The organism is Lentilactobacillus sp. TOM.63 (assembly GCF_030361045.1).
Classification (GTDB): domain Bacteria; phylum Bacillota; class Bacilli; order Lactobacillales; family Lactobacillaceae; genus Lentilactobacillus; species Lentilactobacillus dabitei.
Window position 1 is genome coordinate 13,761 of sequence record NZ_JAUCAP010000027.1, and the last position, 19,591, is coordinate 33,351.

At 44.6% G+C, this 19,591-nt stretch carries 18 protein-coding genes; 11 read left to right on the top strand and 7 right to left on the bottom strand.

The annotated features are described in order from the left end of the window. Nucleotides 1–31 precede the first annotated feature (31 nt). Complete coding sequence (locus QUF07_RS06980; RefSeq protein ID WP_289427064.1) at nt 32–1,444, bottom strand: SLC45 family MFS transporter; 1,413 nt, start codon at nt 1,442–1,444, stop codon at nt 32–34. Nucleotides 1,445–1,634: 190 nt separating this feature from the next. Between QUF07_RS06980 and QUF07_RS06985 the strand changes: the two genes are divergently transcribed. Continuing rightward, nucleotides 1,635–2,594: a LacI family DNA-binding transcriptional regulator gene (locus tag QUF07_RS06985; protein WP_289427071.1), complete on the top strand. Its 960-nt coding sequence runs from the start codon at nt 1,635–1,637 to the stop codon at nt 2,592–2,594. 13 nt (nt 2,595–2,607) lie between these two features. Then, nucleotides 2,608–2,766 carry a hypothetical protein gene (locus QUF07_RS06990; RefSeq protein ID WP_217163763.1) on the top strand — a complete coding sequence of 53 codons (159 nt, stop codon included), beginning with the start codon at nt 2,608–2,610 and terminating at the stop codon, nt 2,764–2,766. 96 nt (nt 2,767–2,862) lie between these two features. Here the strand turns inward: QUF07_RS06990 and QUF07_RS06995 are convergent, their stop codons facing one another. From QUF07_RS06995 to QUF07_RS07010, 4 genes are all read right to left on the bottom strand, one after another. Next, entirely contained in the window at nt 2,863–3,609 is a 747-nt protein-coding gene (locus tag QUF07_RS06995) for a glucose 1-dehydrogenase (RefSeq protein ID WP_289427065.1), read from the bottom strand. Nucleotides 3,610–3,729: 120 nt separating this feature from the next. After that, entirely contained in the window at nt 3,730–3,936 is a 207-nt protein-coding gene (gene mazE / locus QUF07_RS07000) for a type II toxin-antitoxin system PemI/MazE family antitoxin (RefSeq protein ID WP_217163767.1), read from the bottom strand. Nucleotides 3,937–4,059: 123 nt separating this feature from the next. After that, nucleotides 4,060–4,371 carry a hypothetical protein gene (locus QUF07_RS07005; RefSeq protein ID WP_217163769.1) on the bottom strand — a complete coding sequence of 104 codons (312 nt, stop codon included), beginning with the start codon at nt 4,369–4,371 and terminating at the stop codon, nt 4,060–4,062. Then, nucleotides 4,349–4,507, bottom strand: a complete 159-nt coding sequence (locus tag QUF07_RS07010) for a hypothetical protein (RefSeq protein ID WP_217163771.1) — start codon at nt 4,505–4,507, stop codon at nt 4,349–4,351. The genes QUF07_RS07005 and QUF07_RS07010 overlap by 23 nt, the downstream gene beginning before the upstream one ends. A gap of 105 nt (nt 4,508–4,612) precedes the next feature. Here QUF07_RS07010 and QUF07_RS07015 point away from each other — a divergent pair, with 105 nt between their 5' ends. Further along, a complete protein-coding gene (locus QUF07_RS07015; protein WP_217163773.1) occupies nt 4,613–4,915 on the top strand; it encodes an ArsR/SmtB family transcription factor in 303 nt (100 codons plus the stop codon). 127 nt (nt 4,916–5,042) lie between these two features. Next, a complete protein-coding gene (locus QUF07_RS07020) occupies nt 5,043–6,206 on the top strand; it encodes an MFS transporter (protein WP_289427066.1) in 1,164 nt (387 codons plus the stop codon). 123 nt (nt 6,207–6,329) lie between these two features. Here the strand turns inward: QUF07_RS07020 and QUF07_RS07025 are convergent, their stop codons facing one another. Beyond that, nucleotides 6,330–7,763, bottom strand: a complete 1,434-nt coding sequence (locus QUF07_RS07025) for a glutamate synthase subunit beta (protein WP_217163775.1) — start codon at nt 7,761–7,763, stop codon at nt 6,330–6,332. Between the two features lie 12 nt (nt 7,764–7,775). Next, on the bottom strand, nt 7,776–12,239 hold the full coding sequence (gene gltB / locus QUF07_RS07030) for a glutamate synthase large subunit (RefSeq protein ID WP_289427067.1): 4,464 nt from the start codon (nt 12,237–12,239) through the stop codon (nt 7,776–7,778). A 334-nt stretch (nt 12,240–12,573) separates the two neighbouring features. Here gltB and sufC point away from each other — a divergent pair, with 334 nt between their 5' ends. The 7 genes from sufC to QUF07_RS07065 all read left to right on the top strand — a co-directional run bounded on the left by sufC (nt 12,574) and on the right by QUF07_RS07065 (nt 19,367). After that, a complete protein-coding gene (gene sufC / locus QUF07_RS07035; protein ID WP_289427068.1) occupies nt 12,574–13,326 on the top strand; it encodes a Fe-S cluster assembly ATPase SufC in 753 nt (250 codons plus the stop codon). Nucleotides 13,327–13,393: 67 nt separating this feature from the next. Then, entirely contained in the window at nt 13,394–14,686 is a 1,293-nt protein-coding gene (gene sufD, locus QUF07_RS07040) for a Fe-S cluster assembly protein SufD (protein ID WP_217163781.1), read from the top strand. Next, nucleotides 14,667–15,905: a cysteine desulfurase gene (locus tag QUF07_RS07045; protein ID WP_217163783.1), complete on the top strand. Its 1,239-nt coding sequence runs from the start codon at nt 14,667–14,669 to the stop codon at nt 15,903–15,905. The genes sufD and QUF07_RS07045 overlap by 20 nt, the downstream gene beginning before the upstream one ends. Next, the gene (gene sufU, locus QUF07_RS07050) at nt 15,892–16,347 is read left to right on the top strand and encodes a Fe-S cluster assembly sulfur transfer protein SufU (protein WP_217163785.1); all 456 of its coding nucleotides are present in this window, start codon (nt 15,892–15,894) and stop codon (nt 16,345–16,347) included. The genes QUF07_RS07045 and sufU overlap by 14 nt, the downstream gene beginning before the upstream one ends. Next, a complete protein-coding gene (sufB, locus tag QUF07_RS07055) occupies nt 16,340–17,743 on the top strand; it encodes a Fe-S cluster assembly protein SufB (RefSeq protein ID WP_289427069.1) in 1,404 nt (467 codons plus the stop codon). Before sufU ends, sufB begins: the two co-directional genes overlap by 8 nt. An 11-nt stretch (nt 17,744–17,754) precedes the next feature. Further along, entirely contained in the window at nt 17,755–18,078 is a 324-nt protein-coding gene (locus QUF07_RS07060; RefSeq protein ID WP_056981941.1) for a metal-sulfur cluster assembly factor, read from the top strand. A 17-nt stretch (nt 18,079–18,095) separates the two neighbouring features. Then, a complete protein-coding gene (locus QUF07_RS07065) occupies nt 18,096–19,367 on the top strand; it encodes an NRAMP family divalent metal transporter (protein WP_289427070.1) in 1,272 nt (423 codons plus the stop codon). Nucleotides 19,368–19,591: the final 224 nt, after the last annotated feature.

Here is a 19,591-nt window from a genome sequence, read left to right on the forward strand (position 1 = left end):
GTTATTCCTTCCTTTTTTGGTTATTGGGTTGTTATACTTTATCGATTTGTGGAGCATCTTGCTTAATGACACTAATAGCAATTGTCGCGATCAGCATTGAAATCCCGGCTATTAACATCATACCAGGCATTGATTTGCCAACCAATTGGAACACGATAAAGCTGGCAACTGAAGCGAGGATTTGTGGTAAACAGATGGTACCGTTGAAAATACCGATATAAGAACCTTCGTTAGAACCATTCAATGATGACGTGAAGATATTGAATGGTTCAACGTGAACTGTAAAGAAACCGATACCGATTAAGCAGAATGGAACGATCAATAGATACTGGTTATGAATGAAGAATACCCAAATTAAACCAATTGCAAAGCTTAAGAGGCCAAAGCGATACCAGTTCTTTCGTTTATAAGGATTGGTGTGTGATAAAATCAAGAAACCATAAAGGACAGCGGCCATTGACTGGATAAATGTTAAAATACCATACCAGTTGCCGGCAGCTTGATAGCCTGCTGAAGTGGCATTAGTTGTGTGCCAAACGTTTTGGGCGATGGCACCGGTTGTGTAAGTCCACATATATTGAATTCCAATCCAAGCAAACATCTGAACTAAGGCAACTTCCCATAAGGCTTTTGGTGCTTCTTTAATTAGTTGCCAAATTGGCTTGGATTTCTTGTGGGTGTTGGGATCGATGTGGTGATAGAGGGCATAGGTTTCTGGATCGTATTCCTTTACTTCGTGGATGGTATAGGCAGAGATTCCGAGGAGAATTGCGGCGCCAATGTAGGAGGCCAAACGAACAGAGAGCGGTACTACGCCTCGTTTTGCGGTGTTGGCAACTCCAAAGTAGGTTAAGACAAACGGTAAGATAGTGGCCAGTACACCACCGAGGTTACTGAAGGCTTGTTGCCAAGACCAAGCTTTATCTTTCTGACTTTCGTTTACCATGTCACCGATGATCATCCGGAATGGCTGCATACAGATGTTACTGGATAAATCCATCAACGAAATTGCAATTGCACCAAATAATAGTGCAGCCAGCGATGCATAACCGAAGTCAAATGACCCAGCGTTTGGTAATAGAATCATAACAATAGCGGCAATTGGTGCTGCAAATAATAGATAAGGCATTCGTCGCCCAAATCTGGTCCAAATCATATCAGAATATTTGCCAACTAGTGGTTGAACGATTAACCCAGCTAGCGGCGGTAAAATAAAGAATAATCCCAGCTTGGTTGGATCGGCACCAATTGTCTGGAAAATCCGGCTCATTTGTGATGATTGCAAGGAAAAGGCCATGTTGACACCACAGAAACCAAATGTGATGGCAAATAGTGTTTTCATTGGTAAATTTGGCAAGCTATTGGCGATTCGATTCGTTGACTTCTTAGGTACGGAAGTTGCAGTTGAATGTCCGCCAGCCAAATGGGTTGTTGATTGATTCATGATCTCATCTCCCAATTTATTAAATGTGGAATCATTTCAACAACATCATCGTAGCACTTTGAGTAAACGTTTACAATGCTAATTATACGCAAAAGAAAACGTTTACTCATTTCAAGAGCGAAATGCTGTATAATAGAATTACTGATTAAGGAGAAATTGGGTGATTTAAACGAAACCAACAATTAAGGACATTGCGGCGCAGGCAAATGTTTCGATTGCGACCGTTTCCCGGGTACTGTCAAACAAACATGGCACTTACAGCGAGCAAACTAAAATTAAAATTTTGAAAATCGCCAAAGAATTAGGTTATCGTAAGAACACGGTAGCTATGGATTTAGTTAAGCAGCGAGCTGATGAAATTGCGGTGATTATTAACGCAACGCCAACGAATTTTTCAAATATGATCTTAAGTGGGATTCAGCAGCGGGCTAATGAATTAGGGCAAAGAGTGATTATTTTATATGCTGGCAACCGAAATACTGATATGCAGCATCAAGCCATTACGACTGCTCTCGAGCGTTCCGTATCGGGAATTTTATTGTTGGCTATAGAACCTGATGAAGTGGACTTAGACCTGTTAAGGGAATCCAGAGCCCCGTTTTGTTTTGTCTCATTGTATCTGGGCTATAAGCAGATACTGTCGATCAGTTCTGACAATAAAAAGTTGGCTTATCAAGCAACTGAGTATCTCATTAGGCATGGACATACTCAAATTGGTTTTGCCGGAATTGATGATTATCACACTGGGAGCCAGCGAGTGCTTGGTTATCAAAATGCGATGAGGGATCATGGGTTGACTAGCAATCCCGCGTGGATCAAAAAGGGTGATTACAGTTATGAATCAGGGAGGCGATTGCTGTCAGAATTCCTTCCGCTGGATGTTACGGCGATTATTGCTGCCAGTGATATGGTGGCTGTGGGCTTATTAAATGCGGCCCAGAAAAAGAAAATTTCGGTACCAGACCAACTATCGATTGTTGGAATCGATGGGACATTTATCTGTGAAGTTACCACGCCACCACTCACCAGTGTTACCCAGGATTTCCATGAAATTGGTGTTCGTAGTGTGGATAAGGTGTTGGGTAAAGACGTTAAAACATTTGTACCAACGAAGATTGTGGAGCGGGGTAGTGTGAGAGAAATTAATTAAGGAGTGATTGGCCATGACTAACAAAACCAAGAAACTAATCGAGTTTAAGCATGCTGATGATGAGAAGGCTAGGGTTGATTTGGTGAGGTCAGTATATAATAGCGATGTGCCAATATTAAGTGACCCTCAAACAATTAAAAACTATTTGTCTGAGAATCAAGAGAAATCATAGTTTGTTCCTGTGCCCTTTGAGGCGCGTTAAGCAAATAAGATCAAAAAATGGTTCACCCAATTTAGGATGAACCACTTTTTGTAATTAACCATCGGCTTATTGAGCAATAAACCCACCATCGACAACGAATTCAGAGCCGGTTGCGAATTTCGACTCTTCAGATCCTAAGTAAACGCAAAGTTCACCGATATCTTTTGGTTCGCCAATGTGTTTCATTGGGGTAATTGAAGCAAGTTGCTTAACGGATTCTCGTGGCAAAATCGGGGTATCGATAAATCCGGGGTGAACCGAATTAACCCGAATATTGTAGTCATTGGAGGTTGCATCCAAGGCAGCAGCTTTCGTCATTGCCCGGACACCGCCTTTGCTGGCATTATAGGGACCGCCAGTTGGGACGCCGACAAATCCTTCGATAGAAGAAATGTTGATGATCGAACCGCCACCGCTCTTAAGCATGGCGTTCATTCCGTGCTTGATGCCCAAGAAAGTTCCTGTAAGATTGATCGCAATGATCCGATTCCAATCGGCCAGTCTAAGCTTGTTAATTGGAACCGCAACTGGTGGCACTCCGGCGTTATTAACAACGATGTTCACCTTGCCAAATTTATCTTCAGTAGCTTGAATAACCTTCTCCCAGTCAGCTTCCTTGGAGACATCTTGTTGAACAAAAAGGGCATTGTCCGCACCAAATTTGGCAACAGCGGCCTTGCCACCGTCCACATTGTGGTTGGCAGTCAAAACAACTTTAGCGCCTTCACGAACGTAGCATTCCGCAATTCCTAAACCAATTCCGGCAACCCCGCCGGTAATGATAGCAACTTTATCTTTTAAACGATCTGTCATGAAATCTCCTCCTTTCCTTACATTGTATCTAGTTTCACATGAAGCAAGAAGGAATTTGATTCTAAAAATGAGTCGCCCAAATTAACCCATCTAAATCGTCAAACATATAAAGAAACTAGTTTAAATTTTTTCACGCCCCGTTAAAGAGTCGCTAAATTTTTCGTTAATGTGTGGGAACTTATGGTCATCAAATGGATTGCTCATCTTTGGCACGTAGTAAAAGGAGCCATTACGTCCTTTTACGGCAATCACTTCGGTACCTGGTTTGATTCCAAACTTTTTAGGAACGGTGACAACCAATGAGTTTCCTTGCTTGTGGACTTTCATAGTATGACCTCCTCGTATTCATAAATGAACTGTATCAATTTTTCCGTGATGAGGCCACTAATCTGTACAAAAATTTTGTTTCGGCAAATTTATGTGATTGTTAGGATAATGACCAGCTATTTTTCACCAAGGCTCCACCAACTGTGAATTAGCCTCTACCTGTAGTAAGACCTTCCCTTTGTTAGCAATTGTCCAGACATAATAATCCCGTTTGATTTCTTCTGGAAATTCCAACCAATTATTTGCTGGGTTGCGTAATTGATTTGTGAGCCGCTGATCAGTGGGATTAAGTTCAATGGCTGGGACGACCATTTCAGTTTGGTGATTCAAGCGGACAGGAACATTATCGATTTTATAAAGCTTGTAATGGTCAGCCAAATTGGTGGGAAGCGTAGCAGTGCCAGCGATCGGATCATACTGGTAGCTGCATGTCATACTGGGCTGTTCGACCATGGAGCCAGGTTGGGGTGGTCGTTTGATAGGCAGAACTTGAGGGACTCATTTGACTCAATAAAATGCCAGCGATGACGAACATCATAAATGCAATCAAGAATATCATTTGATAGCCCATGGTGACCCCTCCAATCAGCCGTAACGAAAATTAGTTATTCTTCACCCTCATGTTACAACTAATACTTAGGGTTGCAATTATAAAAAGGAGTTGTATGATAGTTTTATGAATATCAAACAATTATCTCCAGATGTTAGTGAAACCCAGTTTAAGCAGCAAATCTTCTTTGCATTATCAGATCCTGGGCGCTACAAGATTGTTCAAATGTTATATGACGTGGGCCATGAAATGGGGTGTGGTGAACTTAATCAACACGTTGAAATCGACAAATCTACTATGTCATATCATTTGAGAACGTTACGAGAGGCTGGTATCACAACGACCAGAACTCAGGGGCGGGAAAAATATGTCACCTTGAATGTTGCCAAGATCGAAGCCGAATTACCTGGTTTACTGGAAAACTTATGATGAATGTGCTCTTTGATGAGCATATTTTTTTGGAATAATTGTTTGATATATATAAAACTATAAAACAAGCCGAGCTCTTATTTGATAGTTTGGCTATTCAATAGGGCACATAGAAAGAGGTAACCTCGTGAAAAAATATTCGCTCATTTTCTTTTTAACCATGTTCTTAATTGGAACGGACACATTTTTGATTTCTCCACTTTTACCAACGCTCAGTCATTTATATGGTATCTCGACTTCAGTTTCTGGATGGATGGTTTCGGCTTACGCAATTGGATATGCGGTTTTTGCGTTATTTTCTGGACCAATCTCTGATGGCCGGGATCGGAAAAAAGTGATGATTTGGGGACTATTAGCCTTTGCAATTTCGACATTCTTATGTGGATTTGCGTTTAATTTCCCATTGATGCTGCTGTTTCGGCTACTAGCTGGCATTAGTGCCTCATTTGTGACGCCGCAAGTTTGGGCTTCTATTCCAGTAGTTGTGGATAAAGCAGACATCGTTAAAGTCATGGGATATGCGACGGCAGGACTGTCAGTATCTCAGTTAGTGGGAATCCCGATTGGTAGCTATCTGGCCGCAGTCTCGTGGCACACGCCATTCTTTGTGATTTCAACGTTGGCAGTTATCCTGTTAGGATTACTGATCTTTGTCTTACCAGAATTAGAGATTGGCCAGCGTGAACATTTTTCCTTTATTAAAACCTATACAAAGGTGTTTAGCAATAAGCGGGCTCTCAGCCATCTCTTTGCCTATTTTGTCTTCCAGACCGGGTCCTTCACGGTGATGACATTTATTTCAACCTGGTTTACAAAAAGCTTTAATCTAACCCTTGCTGGAGTGGGAACGGCGATGATTGCGATTGGTGGCGGTAATCTGGTGGGGTCACTCTTTGGCAGTCGAATTGTTGATTGGTTAGGGTTGCAGAGATCATTCCTATATGAATTACTTGCCCTAATTGGGCTATATTTGGTGATACCTTTCGTACATATTTTCTGGTTAGCGGAGGTGTTGCTTACTTTCACATTTTTAGTCAATGGTTTTATCTTCCCGCTATTTATGGCAACGCTTCAGAGTACTGCCAAGGATGCGCGAAGTACGATCTCCTCGTTATCAAACGCGGCAATGTATTTCGGTGAGACGATTGCAGGAATTGTTGGCGGTGTTTTGTTTAATCAATTTAATGGTTTTTCGGCAATCTCATTATTTGCGTTTCTGATGATCGGTATTTCGGTTATCTTATACAGTAGTTCTGGTATCTTTCGCCGGCAGAAACAGCTTGAGTTATAAGCCTGTGAGCTGATGATAAGTGTTTGCTTTTAGAATAATACTTCAAGCAATAGTCGTTTGCATGTGAAGGCCCCCTACCATAAGTCCTTGTTTTAGGACTTATGGTAGGGGGCCTTTAACTGTTTATACCTTTGTGTTTGCCAACACCTGCAGAGAATCATTGACCTTCTCCGCACACATTCTACCTTCGTGGATCCCCCAGATTACAAGGCTGGGTCCGCGCCGGCAATCACCTGCGACAAATACTTGGCTGTCATTGGTGGTGAAGTTATTGTTCTTTTCCGTAATGTTAAACTGATCAAACAACCACTGTTCAGCACCGGTGAAGCCCATTGCCAATAAGACTAAATCAGCTTTGATCTTCTTGCTGCTGCCAGCGATTGGTTTGAAATGATCCACTTTACTAATCTCGGCTTCTTCGACGTGACCATCATTGCCAAAGAAAGCGGTGGCGGTTGACGAGTAAGTCGTAATGTCGCCAAATAATGCTCTGGCCTCCTTTTGACCATAGCCATTCTTTTGTACCATCGGCCACTCTGGCCACGGGTTACTTGCTTGCCGTTTGGTTGGTAGAGATGGCGTGATTTCCAACTGAGTGATGCCAGCACATCCCTGACGGATAACCGTGCCGATACAATCATTACCAGTATCGCCACCACCAATGACAACAACGTGTTTGCCTTTCAGCTTGGTAGTTGCGGCTGGACCGTCTTCTATCACAGACTGGGTTGCGATCTTCAAGTAATCAACCGCTTGATAGATGCCTTTAAGATCACGACCATCGACATCCATATCGCGGGCTTGACGTGCACCTGTACAAATGATAACCCGATCAAAATTCTGCTTGAGTTCCTCGGCGGAAATATCGGTGCCAACTTCAGTGTTGGCGACTAATTCAATGCCGACATCGCGCAGCGTTTGAATCCGGCGTTCGACAACTTCTTTTGGCAACTTCATGTTAGGAATTCCGTACATGAGTAGGCCGCCGAAACGATCATCGCGTTCAAAAATCGTAACGGAGTGACCGAGTTGATTTAAGCGCCAAGCTGCGGAAATTCCAGCTGGACCGCTGCCCACCACCGCAATCTTTTTGCCGGTTCGGTGCAGGGGTTTACCAGAATCAACGACCCAACCATTTTTAAATCCTTGTTCGATAATGAATTTTTCGTTATTTCGAATCGTGATACCGGGGCCATTTAAGGCTTGGACACAAGATGCCTCACATGGTGCAGGGCACACTCTACCAGTCATATCTGGTAAGAAGTTTGTCTTCGTTAACCGTTCAAATGCCGCTTGGTCACGATTGCGATAAACCAAATCATTCCATTCGGGAATCAAGTTATCGTTTGGACAACCACTGACTGCCCGGCCGCCACCATAAAAGATACCGTGGTGACAGAAGGGAATGCCACAGTTCATACAGCGGGCGGCTTGTTCACGCCGGTCACCGTCACCGAGGTCTAATTCCATCACGTTAAAGTCTTTTACCCGTTGCATAATTGGGCGCATTGGATTGTCTTTTCGGGGGTATTTCAAAAAACCTTTGGGATCTGCCATGATTATTTCCTCCTATTCCTGACCAGTTGCCGTGTAGAAGGCTTTTTCGATGACTTGCTCTTCTGGAACGCCCGGCTTGGTAAATTTGTCGATTAAATCATGCATCTTGTGGTAATCACGAGGATAAACCTTGATAAAGGTTTGTTTCTCATTTTCCCAATTGTCAAGAATCTGTTTAGCAGTTTCTGATTGCGTGTAAGTGTAGTGCTGACGAATTAATTTCTTCAAAATGCTGTCATCACCATTTTCACCAACGTGGTAGAGATCGACTAAGTCTTGGTTGCAGTTCTTTTCAAAGTCGTGTTTCCAATCATAAACGTAGGCAATCCCGCCGGACATCCCAGCCGCGAAGTTTCGGCCGGTTCTGCCAAGGATAACTGCTACGCCACCCGTCATGTATTCACAACCATTGTTCCCGATACCCTCAACGACGACGTTGGCACCAGAGTTACGGACACAGAAACGTTCGCCGGCCCGGCCGTTAAAGTAAGCTTCGCCACCAGTTGCACCGAAGCAGGCCACGTTGCCGATGATTGGGGAGTGAGTATACAGGTTGCGGGCTTGCTTTGGAGCAGCAACAATCAAGCGACCACCGGAAAGGCCCTTACCAACGTAATCGTTGGCTTCACCAACCAGCTTGACTTCCATGCCTTGGGTAATGAAGGCACCAAAGCTTTGACCAGCAGTTCCCTTGTAATGGTATTTAAGTAACCCAGGCTTTAAGCCATTATTGCCAAAGCGGGCACCAATCCAACCACCCATCCGGGTTCCAACCGCCCGCATCGTGTTATTGATTGGCAGGTTAACCGTCGTTGAAGTACCGCTTTCAAGGCTGGCTTTGGCAAAGACATCCAGATCAGGCCAATTGTATTTTGGCTTGAATGGATCTTTGACTTTCCGATCAATCGTAATCGTCTTATTGATCATTCGGTCATAGTTCAAAGTCTTGGCTTTGCCTGCTGGCACATAACGGGGCTGCAAATGTTCCCCGTGGCCAACCATTTGATCAACAGTTCGATAGCCCAGGGCAGCCATTTGTTCTCTGAGGTCTTCTGCCAAGAAGTGCATCATGTTAATGATGTGCTCCGGTTTACCAGCATAAAGTTTTCTCAAATCAGGGTTCTGGGTGGTAATTCCAACTGGACAGGTATTCAGGTTACATTTGCGCATCATGATACAGCCAATGGCAACCATTGTGAGGGTCGCAAAACTGAATTCTTCGGCTCCCAACATGATCGCAACGGCAATATCACGACCCGTTAATAATTTTCCATCAACTTCCAAGGTAGTTCGTTGGCGCAAGTGGTTTAAAGCCAGGGTTTGGTGCGCATCAGCCAAGCCCATTTCCCACGGCAACCCACAGTCACGAGTCGAATTTCGTGGTGCAGCGCCCGTTCCACCGTCGTAGCCGGAAATCACCACCGTGTTTGCGCCAGCCTTAACAACCCCAGCGGCAATCGTGCCGACACCAGTTGAAGAAACCAACTTCACATTGATAGTGGCGTAGGGATTGACTTCTTTCAAATCATAGATCAACTGTTTTAAATCTTCGATCGAGTAAATATCATGGTGAGGTGGCGGCGAAATCAACTGCACCCCGGCGATTGAACCTCTGATGTTCGCAACCCAAGGATAAGCCTTACCGGCAGGGAGTTGACCACCTTCACCCGGCTTAGCACCTTGCGCCATCTTGATTTGAATTTCTTCGGCACTCATCAGATATTCTGTATTGACACCAAACCGTGCGGTTGAAACCTGTTTGATCTTACTGTTGCGATCCAGGCCATCCTTACCAACGTGGAAGCGACTGCGGTCCTCACCACCTTCACCGGTGTTACTGCGGGCACCCATCTTATTCATCGCAATTGCAATGGTCTCATGGGCTTCCTGAGAAAGTGCGCCAAAGCTCATGGCACCGGCTTTAAATCGTTTAACGATTGAGCTAACCGGTTCAACTTCACTCAATGGCACTGGGTGATTGTTGGATTGCTTGATGTCCCACATTGAACGCAAAGTCGTTGGATTTTCTCGGGCTTCAGCATTCATTTGAGCCGAGTATTTTTGATATTCGTCATAACTGCCCGAACGAACGGCTTTTTGGAATTGATAAATTGATTCTGGATTATACAAATGGTATTCACCATCGACTTTGTATTGGAAGCTGCCACCAGATGGTAAATCGTCGATTGAATGGGCGTCATAAGCTGATTGATATTTCTCGTAATATTCATTTTCAATTTGATTCAAGTTAATACCGGCAATTCGAGTTGGGGTTCCAGTAAAATACTGGTCAACCACTTCGTCAGCCAGACCAACTGCTTCGAACAATTGAGCCCCTTTGTAGCCGGCGACAGTTGAGATCCCCATTCGGCTCATAATCTTGATAATCCCTTTGGTCGAAGCCTGACAATAACTCGGAATTTGTTTTTCAAGTCCGCGTTCAGCCAAGGTTGCAAAGGCACCGTATGGGTGAATTGCCATGGCTCCGTAACCAACCAAGCAGGCAAAGTGGTGGATTTCACACGCTTCAGCTGTGTCGACCACGATAGAAGCCTCGGTTCCTTTACCTTGGCGAACCAAATAATTATTTAAGCCAGCAACCGCTAGGAAAACCGGAATCGTCATTTGGTGTTCATGAACTGGCCGGTCGGAAAGAATTAAGATAGTTGACCCATTATCGATGGCATTTTCAGCCTGTTTAAATAAGCGTTCCAATACGTGAGCCAATCGGTTAGGGGTATCCGTTAAATCGTATGCCAGAGAAAGCTTGGTCACTTTTAACGCAGGTAAATCCAAGTTTTTGATCTTGGCATATTCTTGGTCAGTCAAAATTGGGCTGTCGATCCGCAGTTTTTGGCAGTTGCCAGCAACGTCCTTGGTCACGTCATCGTCACGCCCTAAGAATAAGGTCGTACTGATCACAATTTTTTCTCGTAATGGATCAATGGGTGGGTTGGTCACTTGTGCAAAGGACTGTTTAAAATAGGTAAACAATGATTCGGATTTAATGCTTAAAACTGCCAATGGGGAATCAAAACCCATCGCAACAACTGGCTCACCACCATTTTTAGCCATTGGAATTAATGCAGTTTCGATGACTTCGTGGGTATAACCGTTGCGCCGCCATAATTTTTGTAAGTCATCACCGGAAACTTTAGGCTCAGATTTAACTTCTGGTAAGTTGTTTAGGGTTAATCGATTGGCGTTTAACCATTGTTCGTAAGGATGAGCTTCTGAAAATTGGTGCTTTAATTCATCGGATTTGTAAATCTTACCCTTCTGAGTGTCCACCAGCAGCATTTGGGCCGGTGACAGGATGCCTTTATCAACGATGTCTTGAGGGGCAACGTCAACGACACCGGACTCTGAGGCAACGACTAACTCGTTATCTTTGGTCAGGGTATAACGGGAAGGCCGTAACCCATTTCGGTCAAGGAAGGCACCAACCTGAATCCCATCAGTGAAACAAAGGGCAGCTGGACCATCCCAAGGTGCTGTAAATGAAGCGTTGTATTCGTCAAACGCCCGTTGCTTCTTCGGCATGTCAGCCCCTTTGCCCCAAGCTTCAGGAACCATCATCATTAATGATTGGGGAATCGTCCGGCCATGACGATAAAGATACTCCATACAGTTTTCCAATTTAGCCGAGTCTGAATCGTCTTCATCATATATTTCGATGTCGTGGCTGGTCATCCAGTTTTCGGCACCCTTCAAGGTGTTAATTTCACCGTTATGGGCAAGGAAGCGGAATGGCTGGGCACGATCCCAGCTTGGAAATGTGTTGGTTGAAAAACGGGAGTGGATCAAACAAATGGCACTCTTCATTTTTGGATTATGTAAATCTGAGAAGAATAAGCCAACTTGATAAGCGTGCAGCATCCCCTTATAGACGAGCGTCCGACTCGAAAGCGAACAGATATACATCGACTCACGGTCAAACGTTTTTTCGAGTTGTCGTCTCAAAACATATAAGTGGTCTTCAAAATCTTGGCCAGGCTTAATTTCGAAAGTCCGTTTCAAAACAACCTGGGCAAATCCTGGCATTGATTTCTGGGCAGCAGGGCCGCAACTTTCATAGACGAATGGCACGGACCGGGTCCACAGAACTGTGAAGCCAGCTTCTTCCATTTTATGAGTGACAGCTTTCAGCATTGCGTCACGTTCTTGCTCGTCGTGCGGCAAAAATAGTTGGGCAACGGCATAATCGCCGGCCTTTGGTAATGTCAGGTCGACCTTTGCCATTTCACTGCGGAAAAAGGCATCCGGCATTGCCATCAGAATCCCAGCACCGTCACCGGTGTCAGGCTCTGCGCCAGTTCCGCCACGGTGGTTCATTCTTTGTAACATGGTGAGGGCTTTTTCAACAAGCTCATGGCTTGGATGGCCATCGACTTGAGTGATGAAGCCCATCCCACATGCGGCATGTTCAAATTTGGGAGAATACATCAGTTTCTCCGAGTTCGTTAGTTTACTCATTTCTTCACCTACTTAACAAATTGGATGTAATTTCTGCAGATATAGTTTTAATAATATTCTAATTTTATGATAAAACAACAACTTTTTTGAATTTATTTCAAAATGAAATTAGTCTGAGTGATCACCAAAACGTTATCATTACCGTTATTAAAGCTATGAATGGGCAGAGCTATGTGATGAATAAAAAATCAGTTATTGCTTAATCGGGGTTAGAAGTCTATTATGAAACATAATTTTATTTTTAACATGATTCTCATAAACTGAACGATTCGTCAAAATGTCAGGTTAGAGAATTTGATTTGTCAATTTACATAATGAAAGGGGATTACCCACCATGGCAACATTACAAGTAACAGATCTTCACGTCAGTGTGGCCGACGAAGAGGCTAAGACAACCAAAGAAATTCTCAAGGGCGTTAATTTAACCATGAATACGGGGGAAACCCATGCCATCATGGGGCCTAACGGAACCGGTAAGTCAACATTATCCGAAACAATTATGGGCAATCCAAAATATTTGGTCACCCAAGGCGATGTCACCTTAGATGGCGTCAGCTTGCTCGGCAAAACGGTTGATGAACGGGCGCGCGCCGGGCTATTTCTGGCAATGCAATACCCAGCCGAAATTAAGGGGATTACCAACTCAGAATTTATGCGGGCAGCGGTTAATGCTACCCGGCCAGAAGACGATCCCATTTCAGTTCGCGCCTTCTTAAAGGAACTCGATAAAAACTTGAGTATTTTAAACATGTCAGATGATATGGCCGAACGGTATTTGAATGAAGGCTTCTCTGGTGGTGAGAAGAAGCGGAATGAAATTCTTCAACTCATGACTATCAAACCTAAATTCGCTATCCTTGACGAAATTGACTCTGGCCTAGACATTGATGCCCTGCAAGTTGTTTCTAAAGGGGTTAATGAAATGAAGAGTCCTGACTTTGGGGTCTTGATGATTACCCACTACCAACGCCTATTGAACTATATTCATCCCGATCAAGTGCACGTGGTGATGGGTGGCCGGATCGTGAAGACCGGAGACGACTCATTAGCTCAAGAACTTGAAAAGACGGGGTATGCCGGCTTATGAGATGAATTTGGCCTGGATGTCGACCTGGTTGACGAGGATGTGCCTGCAGGAAACGGAGGTCGATAGAATGCTAAAATCAGCTGTTCTGGATATGAATCCGGCGTTGTTAAAAAGTTCAACGTTCGCCAACGAGCCCAAATGGCTGACCGACATACGCCGGCGGGCATGGGAAAAAATTGAATCACTTGAAATGCCGGTGTTTGCGAAAATTAACTACCATAGTTGGCCATTATTGAAGTTAGCTGCAGATCCCAGTATCAATGTTTCGGTTCCTAAAGAAGTCACCGAAGAAGCCAAAAATTATCACTTAGCAACGATTGGCCAAATTGTTGCCAAATTAGACTTAAGTGACAAGCTCAAGAAAAAAGGCGTGATCCTCTGTGATATGCAGACCGCCATTCAAGAACACCCGGATCTCGTCAAACAATACTTGTTTACCAAATCGATTCATTTTGATGAAAATCGGTTAGTTGCGGTGGATGCAGCTTTAATCAACGGTGGCGCATTCCTTTATGTCCCTCACGATGTCGAAATTAGTGATCCGATTAACCTGCTTCAATTCCAAGATAGTCGCCAAGCAACTAATTTCATTAACCATACGGTCATCGTTGCTGGCGAAAACAGCCGTTTTAAAGTTCTTCAACGATCGGCAACGGTTGGTGAAGTTGCCAATCCTGCCCATATTATGGTGGAAATTATTGCTGAAAATGGCAGTTACGTTAAATTTTCTGCTTTGGATTCGTTGGCGACCCAGACCCATGCTTACATCAATCGGCGTGGTTATCTGGAAAAGGATGCCAGAATTGATTGGACAATTGGTCTGTTCAACGATGGTAATACGATCGCCGATTTTGATTCAGATTTAGTTGGCATTGGTTCTCATACAGAAATGCAGACGGTTGCGATTTCGACCGACCGTCAGACGCAGGGGATCGATACCCAGGTGACCAACTACGCTGCCCACTCTGAAGGCAACATTCTTCAGCGAGGCATTTTACTTGGCGCGTCATCATTGGTTTTCAATGGTATCGGTAAAATTATCAAGGGTGCCCATGGTTCAAAGGCGCAACAAGAGAACCGGGTATTGATGTTATCGCCGAAAGCCCGTGGGGATGCCAACCCAATTTTGTTAATTGACGAAAATGATGTGATTGCCGGTCACGCTGCCAGTGTTGGCCGGATTAACCAGGATCAGCTGTACTATCTGATGAGTCGCGGCTTAACCAAAGAAGTTGCTCAACGATTAGTTGCCCGTGGATTTTTAGGCGTCGTTTTGTCAGACATTCCAATGGTAGAAGTCAGGGACCAGATGGTGGCAATGATTGAAAGGAAGTTAGTCAATGGACAAGGGACTGAATAATTCAAGAAAAGATTTTCCAATCTTAGACCAACAGGTTAATGGCGAGCCCCTTGTTTATTTAGACAACGCGGCAACTACCCAGAAGCCTAATCAAGTCTTAAGGACGATTGTCAATTATTATCAAAATGACAATGCCAACGTTCATCGGGGCGTCCATACGCTGGCTGAGCGAGCAACCGACAGTTATGAAGCGGCCCGTGACAAGGTAGCCAAATTTATTAACGCTGCGAGTCGAAAATCAATTGTGTACACCCGTTCGACTACTGAAGGCTTGAACTGGGTTGCTTCAAGTTTCGGTAATTTGGTGGTCAATGAAGGCGATGAAATTGTCATCTCTCAGTTGGAACATCACAGTAACATTGTCCCTTGGCAACAGGTTGCTCAAAAGCAACACGCAACTTTAAAATATATCGATTTGACTGCTGACGGTGAATTGGATATGGACAGTGCCCGTCGCCAGATCACCGATAAGACCAAGATTGTGGCGATTGCCCAAGCTGCCAACGTCATGGGAGTGGTCAATCCGATTAAGGAATTGGCTCAAATTGCCCATCAACACGGCGCGTATATGATCGCTGATGGCGCTCAGGCTGCTCCGCACATGAAGATTGATGTTCAGGATTTGGACGTTGACTTTTATGCTTTTTCAGGTCATAAAATGCTGGCGCCAACAGGCATTGGCGTGTTCTATGGCAAACAAGCGCTGTTAGAAATGATGCCACCCGTTCAATTTGGTGGTGAAATGATTGACTTTGTGCATCACCAGGATGCTTCTTGGACTGAATTACCTTGGAAGTTTGAAGCCGGAACTCCCAATATTAGTGGTGCAATTGCTTTGGGAAGTGCCATTGATTATTTAACGAACTTGGGAATGGACAACATTCACGCTTATGAGCATGAACTGGTTGCCTATACCCTCCCAAAGCTCTTAGCAGTCGATGGGGTCACAGTTTACGGGCCCCACGATCCTAACAAGCATACTGGCGTGTTGGCCTTTAACATGGCTGGCTTGCACCCCCACGATGTGGCAACCGGTTTGGATATGGAAGGCGTTGCCGTTCGAGCAGGTCATCATTGTGCCCAACCACTAATGGAATATTTGAACGTGACCGCCACGGCGCGGGCCAGCTTTTATTTTTACAATACCCAAGCTGATGCGGATAAATTTATTCAGGCGGTTACGGCAGTAAAGGAGTTCTTTGCCGATGGGATTAGCTAAATTAAATCAACTATATCGTGAAGTGATTTTGGATCATGCCCAGCATCCTAGAAATCGCGGTGAGCTGGCCGATGCAACCGGGGTGATGGAGTTGCGCAACCCAACTTGTGGGGATGTGATCAGCGTTTCCGTTCAGATTGACGATGATAAGATCGCTGATTTGAAATTTGCAGGCAGTGGTTGCACCATTTCCCAAGCTTCTGCCAGCCTAATGACAACGGTGCTGATGAATAAATCTGTGGAACGGGCGCGGGAACTGATCATGGCCTTTTCAGCTTTGATTACAGGTGAAAAAGTCAGCGAAAAAGATGATGATGAATTGGGTGACGCGGCCTTGGTTGGTTCGGTTGCTGAATTCCCTGCCAGAATAAAGTGTGCGGCCCTTGCTTGGCACGCACTGGATGAATTACTAGATGAGAAAGGAGCGACCGCCCATGACTGATGTGTCAGAAATTGTAAAGGATACGGATTACGAATATGGCTTTCACGATGACGTAAAGCCGGTATATTCTACCGGCAAAGGTCTGACTGAAGAAATTGTTCGCCAAATTTCCGCTGAAAAGCACGAACCAAAGTGGATGTTGGATTATCGACTGGCCGCTTACCGCGCTTATCTTAAAATGCCAGAACCTTCATTTGGTCCAGATTTGACGAAACTGGATTTGGCCAATATGAAGTTCTATCAAAAAGCGACTGATAAGAAGTATCGGGATTGGGATGACGTGCCTGATAAGATTAAGACAACGTTTGACCGGCTCGGAGTACCAGAAGCCGAACGAAAGTATTTGGCCGGCTCCTCAGCTCAATATGAGTCTGAAGTGGTTTACCACAACATGGTCAAAGAGTTTGAGAAGCTGGGGATCATCTTTACGGATACCGATACGGCTTTGCAAAAATATCCCGAATTATTCAAGAAATGGTTTGGCAAGTTAATCAAGCCGACGAATAATAAATACGCTGCTTTAAATTCGGCAGTTTGGTCCGGCGGTACGTTTATTTATGTGCCAAAGGGTGTCACCTTGACGACGCCAATTCAGGCCTACTTCCGATTGAATGCCGAGAATTCAGGTCAATTTGAACGGACCCTGATTATCGTTGACGAAGGCGCTCATGTTGAATACGTTGAGGGCTGTACTGCACCAACTTATAAGTGTGATAGCCTCCATGCCGCAGTGGTTGAGGTGAACGTTTTGCCTCACGCTTATTGCCGCTACACGACGATCCAGAACTGGTCAAACAACGTTTACAGTTTGGAAACCAAACGGGCTCAGGCACTTGAAGGGGCCATTATGGAATGGGTTGACGGGAACTTAGGCTCCAAAGTGACCATGAAATACCCATCCGTTTATTTAAATGGTGAGGGTGCTCGGGGCACGATGCTGTCAATTGCGGTGGCTGGTAAAAATATCGATTCTGATACTGGTGCTCAAATGATTCACAATGCGCCGAATACATCTTCATCAGTTGTTTCCAAATCAATTGCTAAGGATGGCGGTGCAGTGGACTATCGGGGCAAGATCAAGTTTGGCCGCCACTCAGACGGCTCATTTGCCCACGTTGAATGTGACACGATTATTATGGATGACAAATCCTCGAGTGATACGATTCCCTATAACGAAATTTTGAATAACAATGTGTCAATGGAACACGAAGCAAAAGTTTCCAAGATTTCTGAAGAGCAACTGTATTATTTGATGAGCCGGGGAATTTCTGAAGCGAAGGCCACCGAGATGATCATCATGAGTTTCGTTGAACCCTTTACCAAGGAATTACCGATGGAATACGCGGTGGAATTAAACCGGCTGATTAGTTTTGAGATGGAAGGCTCAATTGGATAGGAGGTCACAAAATGAGTGAAGTAGATGAAAAAAGATCTTTTAAAGACCGGGCAATGTCCGTTTTGGAAAACGTGGTTGACCCTGAGTTAACGATTGATATTGTTAATCTAGGCCTTATTTATAATGTTGAATTAGATGATCAGGGCTTATGTACGGTCACGATGACCTTAACGATCGCTGGCTGCCCATTGACCGATTATTTGAACGAAGCCATTGATGAAGAATTAATGGGCTTCGATGAAGTTAAGGACGTCAAGATTAATTTAGTTTGGGAGCCAGCTTGGTCAATTGACAAGATGTCTCGGGAAGCCAAATTGGAACTTGGGATTCACTAACGGATGGGAGTGACGCTATGAAAGAAGCAACAACTGTAACAAATTCAACCCTTGATACAGACCTCAAAGAAAAGGTTGGCCGTTGGCTTAAAGTTTGGGGGCCGGGGCTAATTGTGATGCTGGCTGATACCGATGCCGGTTGTTTGATTACTGCGGCCCAATCTGGTGCTCAGTGGGGGTATGCGATGGTATTACCACAACTATTGCTGATCCCAATTCTATATATGGCCCAAGAAATGACCGTCCGGCTAGGCATTGTCACTGGCAAGGGCCACGGTGCCCTGATCCGGGAGAATTTTGGCAAATTCTGGGCGTGGGTTTCTGCCGGAACATTAGCCGTTTCGGCGGTGGGCGCCTTACTGACGGAATTTGTCGGCATTGCCGGTGTTGGTGAATTATTTGGCATCTCGAAATGGATCACGATTCCAATTGCCACAGTTTTGCTGATTGCCGTGGCATTTACCGGTAGTTATCGGCGAACCGAAAAAATTGGGGTGCTCGTTGGCTTGGCTGAGTTGGCTTTTATTGGGGCGATCTTCTTTATTCATCCTAATTTGTCAGAAATGGCAAATGGCTTGATGACGATTCCTTGGAAACATTCATCTTACATATATTTGGTCGCTGCCAACGTTGGGGCGGTTATCATGCCTTGGATGATTTTTTATCAGCAGAGTGCCGTGGTTGATAAGCGGTTGAATATGGCTGCCATAAAAAAAGCGAAGCACGATACGTTAATTGGCACCTTTTTGACTCAAGGCATCATGATCCTTTTTGTGGTCGTGTTTGCTGCGACGATTGGCCGAGCCGGTTCTCATGCCTCACTAAGTTCAGTGGGTGATTTGGCATCTGCCTTAGGGCCGTTTATCGGCAGCGATACCGCTAAAATCCTGATTGGTGTCAGCATCATGGGTGGTGCCTTGGTTGCAGCCTTAGTTGTCGCATTGGCGGGAACTTGGGGAATCACCGAAGTGCTTGGTTGGAAACATAGCTTAAACGAAAAATTTGATCGCAAAAGTGCCGGCTTTTATATTATTTATATTTTGGCCCACGTGATTGGCGCAGTTTTAGTACTGGCCAATGTTGAGATGGTTCAAATGGCAGTCTTCGTCCAAGTATTAAACGCATTAATGCTGCCGATTGTGTTGGGGCTTTTGCTGATGCTGGAAGCCAAAGCTCTGCCAAAGAAGTACCGGATGCACGGTTGGTATAAGTACACTGTTACGAGTTTGTGTTTAGTCGTGATGGCTTTTGGTGTGTACATGGTAGGACCCACGGTTGGCTTGTGGTAATTTGGTTACGCGACTGTTAAAGTTGAGGAGTGGAAACCCAATTTATAGTGGCAGTTGCTTATTTAAAATTTATACTAAAAAATTAATTTAACCGTTTAATAAAGAAAGGCACCCATTCCTTGAGTTTTCTTGGAATGGGTGCCTTTCTTTAGGCTCTTCGTCAACTGTTGTTGGTGAAACTAAATTCGAGTTCTAATCACTTTGTGATTAGGGCTCTTTTTGTT